General features: G+C 39.7%; 13 protein-coding genes and 1 pseudogene. 1 reads left to right on the top strand and 13 read right to left on the bottom strand.

The genetic code is table 11. The features are described from left to right. From CA600_RS29785 to CA600_RS29770, 4 genes and pseudogenes are all read right to left on the bottom strand, one after another. Positions 1-749: SDR family oxidoreductase (locus tag CA600_RS29785; RefSeq protein WP_094874703.1), on the bottom strand; the 749-nt coding region annotated here is incomplete at its 3' end. Continuing rightward, entirely contained in the window at positions 746-1,255 is a 510-nt protein-coding gene (locus tag CA600_RS29780) for a hypothetical protein (RefSeq protein ID WP_179281780.1), read from the bottom strand. The genes CA600_RS29780 and CA600_RS29785, both read right to left, overlap by 4 nt. A 108-nt stretch (positions 1,256-1,363) precedes the next feature. After that, a complete protein-coding gene (locus tag CA600_RS29775) occupies positions 1,364-1,930 on the bottom strand; it encodes a MarR family winged helix-turn-helix transcriptional regulator (RefSeq protein ID WP_094874702.1) in 567 nt (188 codons plus the stop codon). A 93-nt stretch (positions 1,931-2,023) separates the two neighbouring features. Continuing rightward, a pseudogene (locus CA600_RS29770) lies at positions 2,024-2,367 on the bottom strand (VOC family protein). Between the two features lie 309 nt (positions 2,368-2,676). Here CA600_RS29770 and CA600_RS29765 point away from each other — a divergent pair. Further along, entirely contained in the window at positions 2,677-3,489 is an 813-nt protein-coding gene (locus tag CA600_RS29765; RefSeq protein ID WP_094874701.1) for a class I SAM-dependent methyltransferase, read from the top strand. A gap of 157 nt (positions 3,490-3,646) precedes the next feature. On the opposite strand, the gene CA600_RS29760 is transcribed toward CA600_RS29765, so the two are convergent. From CA600_RS29760 to CA600_RS29720, 9 genes are all read right to left on the bottom strand, one after another. Next, on the bottom strand, positions 3,647-3,901 hold the full coding sequence (locus tag CA600_RS29760) for a cold-shock protein (RefSeq protein ID WP_094874700.1): 255 nt from the start codon (positions 3,899-3,901) through the stop codon (positions 3,647-3,649). A gap of 354 nt (positions 3,902-4,255) precedes the next feature. Further along, on the bottom strand, positions 4,256-4,651 hold the full coding sequence (locus CA600_RS29755; protein WP_094874699.1) for a hypothetical protein: 396 nt from the start codon (positions 4,649-4,651) through the stop codon (positions 4,256-4,258). 257 nt (positions 4,652-4,908) lie between these two features. Next, complete coding sequence (locus tag CA600_RS29750) at positions 4,909-5,676, bottom strand: nucleotidyltransferase domain-containing protein (protein WP_094874698.1); 768 nt, start codon at positions 5,674-5,676, stop codon at positions 4,909-4,911. Positions 5,677-5,862: 186 nt separating this feature from the next. Further along, positions 5,863-6,420: an AAA family ATPase gene (locus CA600_RS29745; protein ID WP_094874697.1), complete on the bottom strand. Its 558-nt coding sequence runs from the start codon at positions 6,418-6,420 to the stop codon at positions 5,863-5,865. A 276-nt stretch (positions 6,421-6,696) separates the two neighbouring features. Then, complete coding sequence (locus CA600_RS29740; protein ID WP_094874696.1) at positions 6,697-7,611, bottom strand: phosphotransferase; 915 nt, start codon at positions 7,609-7,611, stop codon at positions 6,697-6,699. Positions 7,612-7,704: 93 nt separating this feature from the next. After that, positions 7,705-8,154, bottom strand: a complete 450-nt coding sequence (locus tag CA600_RS29735) for a hypothetical protein (protein WP_094874695.1) — start codon at positions 8,152-8,154, stop codon at positions 7,705-7,707. Positions 8,155-8,318: 164 nt separating this feature from the next. Continuing rightward, the gene (locus CA600_RS29730; protein WP_094874694.1) at positions 8,319-8,681 is read right to left on the bottom strand and encodes a pentapeptide repeat-containing protein; all 363 of its coding nucleotides are present in this window, start codon (positions 8,679-8,681) and stop codon (positions 8,319-8,321) included. Between the two features lie 74 nt (positions 8,682-8,755). Beyond that, entirely contained in the window at positions 8,756-9,109 is a 354-nt protein-coding gene (locus CA600_RS29725) for a hypothetical protein (protein WP_256990068.1), read from the bottom strand. A 67-nt stretch (positions 9,110-9,176) separates the two neighbouring features. Then, the gene (locus CA600_RS29720) at positions 9,177-9,434 is read right to left on the bottom strand and encodes a hypothetical protein (protein WP_094874693.1); all 258 of its coding nucleotides are present in this window, start codon (positions 9,432-9,434) and stop codon (positions 9,177-9,179) included. Positions 9,435-9,901: the final 467 nt, after the last annotated feature.

Here is a 9,901-nt window from a genome sequence, read left to right as displayed (position 1 = left end):
ATTTCCACAACGTGGTTCGCGAGCCAAGGAGGCATATTCCCGTGCTCGATAAGATTACGGAGCAGTACTTGGGGTTCCATGTTGATGTAACTTATCGGTCGATTAAGCAGGGCCGATAGTCGACTCGCAATCTGGGGATAACTGAAAATCTCCGAACCAGTAAGAGTATATATATGGCCTGATACCTCGTGGTTGGTCAGAACTTCTGCAGCAACGTCTGCAATATCGCGACAGTCAATGAAGTTACATGGTGAATCACCCATGGAGCCGAAGAAAATATTTTGGGTTGTGATCGTTGGTGCAAAGCGCATTAAATTTTGCATGAACGCATAGGGGCGCAATACGGTGTGGGTGAGACCCGATTCTCTCAGCGTTTTCTCAATTTCTTGATGCCAGCCCGCTACGGCCACTGGAGAGCTCTGCTCAAAGGCTGGACTTGATATTTTTACGATGTGTTTGATTCCAGATTCGACGGCAATCTGAATGATTGAATTTTCCAATTCGATTTGTCTTGGACTGTTGGACATGGCAAGGAAGAGCTGGCTAGCATCATTAAACGCACGGCGCAGCGATGTGGGGTCGGAAGCATCCACCCTTGCGACCTCGGTAGTCGATCGGCCTTTTTCTCCGATCTGATCGCGCAACTTCTCTGGCTCTCTGCTTAGAGCCCTCACAGGTATGCCAAGATCAACCAAACGTTCCAAAAGTGCACTACCTATCGTACCTGTTGCTCCCATAATAACTATCATTTCTCACTTCTCCTTTTAGATGAAAAATTAGTTGTGACTTCAAGTCGCCACCGCCATGTCACTATCGTGCTTGCTATGAATCCTGACAACGGGAAATCGATCCAGACACGATTTACCCAGGCCAAGTGATTACTCGGAATCATACTTTCAACAGAAACAGATGTCACCCATGCAGCGTATAGTCCAAATGAGGACCCGGCCAATGCGAATACCCCTACCACAACCAAGTGAGGTGCACCGATGACCCATTGCAAATGGCCCACTCGGCTACGCAACAAAAGGCCAATCATCAAGGCCATCAAAGCTGATGCACCACCAATAGTGGTCAATGCCGCTATTTGAAGCCCCCTATCTGCAGTAACCAATCCCCCGATACCTGCCATAATAGCGGGAGCCATATAGGCCATTACAACTTCACGCCATAGTACAAAAGTCTTTTTCTTGGAACCGACAGCCTTGATGTCATAAACACCATCTGTCCGCTTCGGGTATTTCATCTGGTTCATTTACTTGCTCCTTTCTTCTTTGAAGTAGTCCAACGATTACGTTCAGCGAGATATAATTAGGCACCTAACTATATAAGAATAAAAATAGGCTAGCTTCACTAGCCCATTCTACTCATTACTGATGTTTCCCTTTGGTTTCGAGCCTAGTTCACCCGTAAGTGCTGAGATGCCTTGTGTAACTCGGTCTAGCAAGTCAAGAAATACGCTGCGCTCTTCGATATTGAGTAAGCCCACCATTGCTTCCAGCCGAGCGAAATGCTCAGGTGCCATTTCGCGTAGCTTTTTCGCTCCTTCTTCCGTTAAAATGACTGATTTCTGACGCCCATCGTCTGAGCTTGATCTCCGAGATACTAGCCCATCTCGTTCAAGAATATCGATAAGACCAGTCACTGTTGCACGTGTAACGCCTAAATGCTCCGCTAATTTCGAAGGCAACTCTTCTCCTTCGTTATCTTCAAGATCAGCCAATAAACGATAACGCCCTGTTGATAAACCAAATCTAGAGAAATGAATTTCCGAGGCGTGTCCAAGCATGGCTCCCGCTGCCATTAGCCTTGACGCGACGAGTATAGCTTGTGCGTCTATGTCTAGGTTATAACGATCAATCTGACGCTTGGATTGTACAAGCGAGGGAATAGCCTCAATGTCACTTACTTTTTTATTATTGTTGTTCATATGTGTAGTATGGTTCCTAACTACTTTTGTGTCAACTCATTTTTTATAACTCATCAACTCTGGAGTTATACCGTTGGATTTGGTTAGAACTCTTTATTTCTCCCAAAGCTCGATCAGTCGACCTTCAGGATCTTCAATCCAAACAAACTTTCCAAATTCACTAATTTCTTTTTTCTTTGCAAATGGTATACCAATATGCTCAAGATGCTTAATAGTCTCGTCTAGATTATGTACTTGGAAATTTAACATCACTTGTTGTTCTGTTGGAAAATAACTGTCATCCTCGGTAAAAAAAGAAAAGATAGTCTCATTTCCTGATTGGGGCTTTATCACAGTCCCATTCCAATGATCTATTTCAATCTTCAAGACCTCACTGTACCATTTTTTATAACTTCAAGATTCTTAGTTCTCCAAAAAATTCCTCCGAAACCATTTATCCTCGTACTTATCTCCTGTCTGTCATCAATTGTTTAGCTATCCGTTCTCAATAAATATTCGAGATTTAAATTTGAGTTCCTTTTTCAGCTATCTTGCCCACTAATTGAACAAATAAAAACTACTACCGTAGCAACCGCTACTCCACTATCGTGTCCCGTTAGCGCAATGAGTCTACTAGATCAAATGGATGCTATATGGAAGATTTGAGGTAGATGTATTCATAGAAAAATGGTACATTATTTGGGAATTAATAGTACGAAAGTCAGGATATTTAGGCTAATATTTTTATATTGGGGGATGGTACTGGCATGGACAAGAATTCTGTTTATAGAACAAATATTATAGGCGCTGGGGAGGTTGGTAGCGCTATCTCGGTCGATATGGACAAGAATGTTATTCATGAAACTAACAGTTTATTTTGGGATACAAAAGGAAATGATATTTTAGGAGCAACCGCACTTCCTTTATATGGAGCATTCGTCTCAGAAGAAAAATGCCAACTTTTTGGCGATATTTCAGGAAAAAAGATGCTAGAGATAGGCTGTGGAAGCGGTCAATCATTGCAATATCTCGGGGAACGTAAAGCATCTGAACTATGGGGTATAGATATATCAGAAAACCAAATCGAAAAAACAAGAGAATACTTATCAGATCACGGACTTTCAGCAAAATTAATCTGTTCACCCATGGAAGAAAAATGTGGCTTACCTGAAGATTATTTTGACTTTGTTTATTCGATTTATGCTATAGGCTGGACAACCGACCTTGAGGGTACTTTTAGCAGGATTGCATCTTACCTAAAAAAAGACGGCGTATTTATTTTCAGTTGGTCTCACCCTATACACAAATGTGTTGTTGCAGAAAATGATATGCTTGTTTTTAAAAAATGTTATTTCGATGAATCTTGGTATTCGGTAACTCTTAACGAAAGTACGCTAACATTATCTGACCGTAAACTATCAACCTATGTCAATGCGCTCTCAAAAGCGGGATTTATCATTGAGGAAATGATTGAGCAATCTGATGATGAACTTATTCAACCCCGGAACGATAACGACGATTTTGCGAAAAAAGCAAAGATGCTTCCTGTAACTTTCGTAATTAAAGCAAGAAAACTATAATTAGTAGTTGAAGATAAATGCCCGTTAATTGAATAAAGGCAGCCTTTCATCTTGACTGATTGGCTGCCTTATCGTGTTTATATTGAACTATCGTCGCCTGTTAGCTTAATTATGATTCCCGAAAGTCCATACATTCATCAAGTACGTCTCGATTCCTTCATTCCTCTAATATTTGCACATTCTTAGCTGTCCTGCGCTGAGAATCAACTATATCCGGAAACTCGAATAGGTCGAATGCAACTTTTTGACCCTCTTTAAGGAACCGAAAGCCGTCCGGTAACCTAATAGGGTCTGGTAGTATTTCGCTGAAGTGTACAAAAACATGGTTATTTTCCTGCCCGTCTAGCATTATCCGTCCGTAGCCTTGATCTTCTTTGTACCATTTGACAATTCCATATCTTCTTTCCGCCATCTAAGCACCTCCTCTGTAACTTTATGGTACAATCCATAATGTGCTCACATCGTGTTGAACAAGTTATCTTATTTGATTTTTTTCGGAAACCCATATACGAAAAGTATCATACCGAGGAACGCAAGGATTGGCACAAAGTTATTATCGAAGAAGCTTGTAATTTGAGTACTTTTCCCATCATTCCACTTTACCACATCGTTCCAATTTTTTACATAATATTATTACTTAACCTAATGCTAATAATGGAACGCTATAGCCCCACAAATTGCAAGGATTCTGCTGGCTATTTGAACAATAAAAAACAGCTGCCGAAGCAGCCGCTATTCTACTGTCGTTCTCCGTTAGCTTAATGATTTACTTTGCTTCGGACGAATCATATTGCTCTTTATTGAGAACTTCATGGATTATATTTGTTATGTCGTTAATTTTGCGGGAACAATATTTTAAAATAGGGTTAGCCCAATATTCGGGTCCAGTTTCTTCATCACCTATTTTCACTAAATTCAATGTATACGCACCCTCTGAACGCATAGCTGGATACCATCCTAAATCCAAAATCAAACCTGTCTTTTCATTTCTAAAATAGAATATATCCTCATGTAGCTCCCATACATAAGGAAATGAGTCGTCATGAAAGTCATCGGGATTAATTTCATAAAAATGATTCCATACGACAGTCCAATCTGATGGAATATTTAATGGCACCAATTGTAGACTCATTTTAATAACACATCCCTTAACAATCTTCATATTCAAATCTCCGTGACTTGTCCAAGTTATCCTCCCCGTTACTTCAATGAAAACAGCAGGCTACCGTAGCGGCTGCTCTTTAATGTGTATCATTCAACTAAAGTTCCCCGTTAGTTCAATAGTCTTATGTTTTAATTAGAGTCGCTGCTTATAGTTGTGAGGCTTGCCGAACACCTAATGCAGTGACGTCCCGACGCGCTTAGGGGGCTGGATGTGGTCACTCACTTCTCAGAGTTACCCGGAGCGTCAATATGGTGTTAGCCGAAGGAAGTTCTGGAAGCAGCCATTGCATTTAAGGCGTTCTCAAAATAGCTATATACTTCATCTGCAATTCCCAGAAACTCTTCAACAAGTACATTACTATCCAAGTAACAAGCATACAGATAATTAACTAAAGCGGAGTCAATCTCACAATAGTTTAATATGGCATTCTTCATCTTAATAATGTCATCTTGCCATACACCTGTATCTTCTAAAACCAAAGAGTATAATGCACGAATTAATCTCTTAGAGTAACCTTTAATATATCTAGTTTTCATTGTGTTCTCATTAGCATTAGAAAGTAAACTATGTATACGATCTACTTCCTCCTTGGTCTCTGTATTTAAGTCTAAAATGAATTCAGGAGAAATAATTATCGGTGGTACTTTTTCACCAACGTCATGACCATATATGCAAACACAAATTATCTTTACCCAAAAACCCCACTCATTTGGTTTACTTAATACATCGTCAATCGAGCAAATTATCGTATCAATCTTAGTTACTACTGGATATTCTTCCAAAAGCCCGTCTTTAATATTTGACAATCTTTCGTAATCAATATCTTTGGGATTTACACATACAATAGTAAAGTCTGCATCTGACTTAAAAGGTTTAGCAGTTCCTTTTGGAATCGAGCCACACATATAAATGCTATGAATCTTACCTTTAAATTCGCTAAGTATATTATCTATATATTTATCAACAAAATCCTTATATTCACTTTGTATTACAATTCTATTTATAACTTTTTCTAATATCATATAGACTCCTCCTAAACTAAGAACTTCTTTCGGCTAACGTCTTTTTTGCGAACTTCGTAAATTCGTCATGACTTAAGTTATTCGCGAAATCATTCAACTATCCTGCCCGTTAGTTGAACAAAGGGCTACCTCTCGGTAGCCCTCTCATTATTGAACTATAGTGTCCCGTTAGTTTAACAAGAATCGTTATAAAGCGAATCTATTTTTTATGATTTCAGCAACTTCACGAGCGTTGATTTTCGTATTGTTTATTCTCAAATAGTTTTCTTTTTTAATTTCTCCCTCTAACGAGTTCAATCGATGTTGCTCCATTGTCTGTATTAGATCATGTTCAGAGAATGTGATATCTCTCTTTGTCGGTTTATGTTCAAGTCTATGGGGAGTCTTGTTACGCTCTATTCTCTCCTCAAGATCGGCTTCAAGCTCAACAAAATAGACATCCGCACCTTGATCCTCAAATATTTCACAAATTTTATCGACATAATCCCAATCGCTCTGCAAATCGAATCCCCATACATATGTGAATATCATTCCATACATTTTACTGGCGGCGGTTGCTTCAAATATATCCTGACGGAATTTATCCGATAATCCCCACATTTCACTAGTGAAGCCAAAAAAAGGAGCCAGCAATTCTATCGTCATATGGTTGTGGAACAATTTTAAATCAGTTATCATTTCCAGTTCATGCCCCACTGTCATTTTACCTACTGCCTGAGGACCAAATATTAAAACAAATTTCATGATATCACCACTTTTCGAAGTCATTTAATTATAGTACCACAATTGGTAAAGTTTTATTGCACTAAACTGCCCGTTAGTTGAACAAATAAAAAACGACTGCCGAAGCAACCGCTATTCCACTATAGTGTCCCGTTAGCGCAACGACTTACTCTGTTGAATTTCGTGTTCCTCAACATAAAGCGACATCAGAGAAGGCGGATCGTACCTTATCGTGGCCTTTAAACGACAAAATGGTGCCGATAGGCATAGCCCCATAGCCGCAACGAAATAATGAGCCTAATCCGACAGTGCCCGCATGATGTTGGATTTCGCCTCTGCCGCAATCGCTTCATTCCTGTCATCGACCGCTTGCATTAAGATCAGTATGGGGATGTATACCGCGATCAGCCGCGCCAGCAGCTTCGTTTCCTCGTCCGCTCCTCCGTACGTTTCGAAAAACACGCCACGAGCGTAAGGTGGTAAAAAGCTATAAGCAACGCTCAAATCGCAAGCCGGATGGCCTACGCTCAGATCGCCCCAATCAATGATGCCGGAAACGATCCCGTTCTCATTCACAAGCATATTTTTGAAATGAAGATCGCCATGTAGCAGTGCATTCACCGCCTCGACACGGTCCTTTTGAAGCCTGCTAATATACGCTTCGATCACACCGTACTCCTCCGGCGACAAGTGTTCAACCACCTTCGATAGAAAGCCCTCCAATTTCACTTTGCGCGATGCTATGTCCGTCAAGTTTCGATGATCTTGCTGAACTCCGCACTTCAGCGCCGCCTGCACCGGAAACTCATGCAATTTCCGTAAAAATTTCGCCAGCGTCTCTGCCGATAAAGCCCGGCGTTCTTCCGTCAAACCGATGGGGAAATCTCCTGGCACGTAGGCATAGCCAAGAAATGGTGCCGGGTATTCATCACTTGCTTCGCCATAAAACAACGGTTTCGGATAGGGGATGGTCATATATGCCTCCAGCTTCGGCAGCAGCTTCCCTTCCATACGAATCGAGCCAACTGCAATCGTTCTTCTTGGAAACCGGAACACGTACTCGTCACCGATGAGAAAAACCGTATTGTCCCAGCCCCAGCCCAATCGTTTCACTTGCTTCGATGACAGCTGAGGGAATTGTCTGCCGATCAGCGTCCGCGCCTGCTCTTCGTTAACCTCCCACTCCGCATCCCATACATTCGTTCCTCCCATGAATTGTCTGCCTCCTCGTTCCTTACGTTATTTAGATTTTTACATTCCCTGGAAGTTACGCATAACTGCCCGTTAGTTGATTGCATATCAGTATTATTCTACATATAACCAGTCGAAATCATTATGCAAAATGTACTCTTCTGGTTCCAATTCTATTGCAAAACTTTCGCAGATTATATCTTGTTCTGCATATTCATTACCATTGTCTATACCCAAATAGATATGTAGGAGTTCTTTATGTTTTTGTGCTCGTTCGGGAACTCTTTGTAGGATACTTGAAGTTTTGATAACTGCGGAGCGGTAAAATTCACTCCATTCATCAAATTCCATCCAATATGGTAGTTTCGCATATACCACACCTGAAAATTTCAGCCTTGCTTCCCTTACTTTATAAGTAAAGCTATGCTCACTTCTGTCTACTCGCTCAATTACCTTAAGAAAGTAAAACTCAACGGTCTTGTTTTGGTGGTCAATAACGAATTTCTTTATGACTGAATCATACAGTTGTAAATCATCATTACCTTTGTAATCTTCAGTGTTCATATTTTCTCCTTATTTATCCATTTGATAAAAATGTTTATACTGTTTTGATTATACAACCCAAATCTATATTCCACTATACTGCCAGTTAGCCGAACAAAGGGCTTCCTCTCGGAGCCACCATCTCATTATTGAACTATAGTTTCCCAAGTTGAAGAATTGATTATTTATATTATCATGTCAATTAGATGTCGCTCTGTAAGGATAATAGAATGATATGTATTTTCTAAAAAGGTAATACCCTCTATAATCACCCCTTTGAATTCCGCACCATCGAGCGAATTACCTAACAAGACTGCACCTTTAAAAACACAATTGGAGAAATCACACGCTTTAAAATTAGAGTTCATCAGTGTAGAGTTTTCAAAATTAGAGCCCGCAAAGTCAACCGAAAACAAACACTCATCGAAGATTAAACCCGAAAAGTCAAATTCATGATAAGTACCTGCTTCGACGCAAATTTTGTGAAAGTGTCTGTGCCCATTTTGAAGCATATCTAAAAATTCGGCTTCCGTAACTTCTCTTTCCATTGATATTCCCCCATACCAACTTTATACAGTAAAAGTTCTACATGGCTTCCATATTAACCTGCCCGTTAGTTCAATTAGAATGGGTTTTCTCCTTTTACAAATGGAATAGAGATTATGTAAATTGAACCAATAAAAAGAAACCAAAAAAATTTTGATTTCAGACGTTGCTTAAAGTAGATAGTATTCTTCATAATAAATAGTCCAGTAATAACCGTGTATAGTACAAAAAGAAAGTATGAAACTCCGAACCAATTAACCCAAACATTACCTATAAATTCAATTCCAAAACTCTCATAAATTTTACTTGCTACATTTACAGTAAGTAACAAGCCAATAGCCAAAAAAACAATTGATTCAAGCAATATAACAACATCTTTTTTTAAGCCTTGCATAACCTCATCTCCTTTTAAAAACACAGTTTTCCACATCGACAGCCTTCTCCTGATCTCTATTGAGCTATCGTGTCCCGTTAGCTTAACATGTTGATGGTCTGTACTATTTGATTATCTTATTAGCTAACTTATTGGCTATCTGAACGCATTCTTCTTGCGATTTCTCAAACAGGTTCCCGCAGCATTTCTGGAAAACAACATAGATGTACTGTCCAAGGTCACCAATTCCGCATTTTCTCTGGTTTTCATTGATGAAGTTGTATATTTGTTTGACCTCATCATTGTATTCATCGTCCAATAGTGGATGAATCTCGATGGGATTCCATTCATTAATCATGTCCTGAATTTTTTGATACAGCAACAATTTAGCCCTCCGTTCTTTTCACTAAAATTCTTCGTTGTTTAATCTCGGTTTTTATTTTACTTTATTTTCGTTAGGAATAATTCCGAAAAATTCGTATACCAATCAGTTCCTTTGGATTTAATCAGTGCAAATGCTTCTTTAAAAGCTATCACTGTATTCTCCTACACTGGCTCGTATCATGTCATCGTCATCTAATTTAGATAAATCCATTACGGCATCGTCTATTTCGTCATCTCGTGAAGTTTTGTCATAAACAACGGTTATCAATTTTTCTTTTTCAGTTCCTGTAAAAAACTAATTGCATAGGTTTGAACTAAACTACCCGTTCGTATTATGAGATCAACCAGTTCTTTCTGGTTGATCCTTTTTTTCATTTGCTTTAAGAATTAAGGTAGCCGGGTCAAACGTACCTGCCCGTGGGACTTGATCCCGAGCGCTATAATGTTCACCCCTACTTGTCATGA

The organism is Paenibacillus sp. VTT E-133280 (genome assembly GCF_002264385.1).
GTDB lineage: Bacteria > Bacillota > Bacilli > Paenibacillales > Paenibacillaceae > Paenibacillus_AQ > Paenibacillus_AQ nitricinens.
The sequence above is the reverse complement of the archived record's forward strand: the minus strand, read 5'-3'. Positions and strand labels throughout refer to the sequence as shown.

Bases quoted from the DNA above. Each gene is read 5' to 3' on its own strand.
- CA600_RS29740 (WP_094874696.1), bottom strand. From the start codon at position 7,611: ATGGGAGGAACGAATGTATGGGATGCGGAGTGGGAGGTTAACGAAGAG.
- CA600_RS29755 (WP_094874699.1), bottom strand. From the start codon at position 4,651: ATGAAGATTGTTAAGGGATGTGTTATTAAAATGAGTCTACAATTGGTG.
- CA600_RS29745 (WP_094874697.1), bottom strand. From the start codon at position 6,420: ATGAAATTTGTTTTAATATTTGGTCCTCAGGCAGTAGGTAAAATGACA.
- CA600_RS29735 (WP_094874695.1), bottom strand. From the start codon at position 8,154: ATGAACACTGAAGATTACAAAGGTAATGATGATTTACAACTGTATGAT.
- CA600_RS29765 (WP_094874701.1), top strand. From the start codon at position 2,677: ATGGACAAGAATTCTGTTTATAGAACAAATATTATAGGCGCTGGGGAG.
- CA600_RS29725 (WP_256990068.1), bottom strand. From the start codon at position 9,109: ATGTGGAAAACTGTGTTTTTAAAAGGAGATGAGGTTATGCAAGGCTTA.
- CA600_RS29730 (WP_094874694.1), bottom strand. From the start codon at position 8,681: ATGGAAAGAGAAGTTACGGAAGCCGAATTTTTAGATATGCTTCAAAAT.
- CA600_RS29750 (WP_094874698.1), bottom strand. From the start codon at position 5,676: ATGATATTAGAAAAAGTTATAAATAGAATTGTAATACAAAGTGAATAT.
- CA600_RS29780 (WP_179281780.1), bottom strand. From the start codon at position 1,255: ATGAACCAGATGAAATACCCGAAGCGGACAGATGGTGTTTATGACATC.
- CA600_RS29760 (WP_094874700.1), bottom strand. From the start codon at position 3,901: ATGGCGGAAAGAAGATATGGAATTGTCAAATGGTACAAAGAAGATCAA.
- CA600_RS29775 (WP_094874702.1), bottom strand. From the start codon at position 1,930: ATGAACAACAATAATAAAAAAGTAAGTGACATTGAGGCTATTCCCTCG.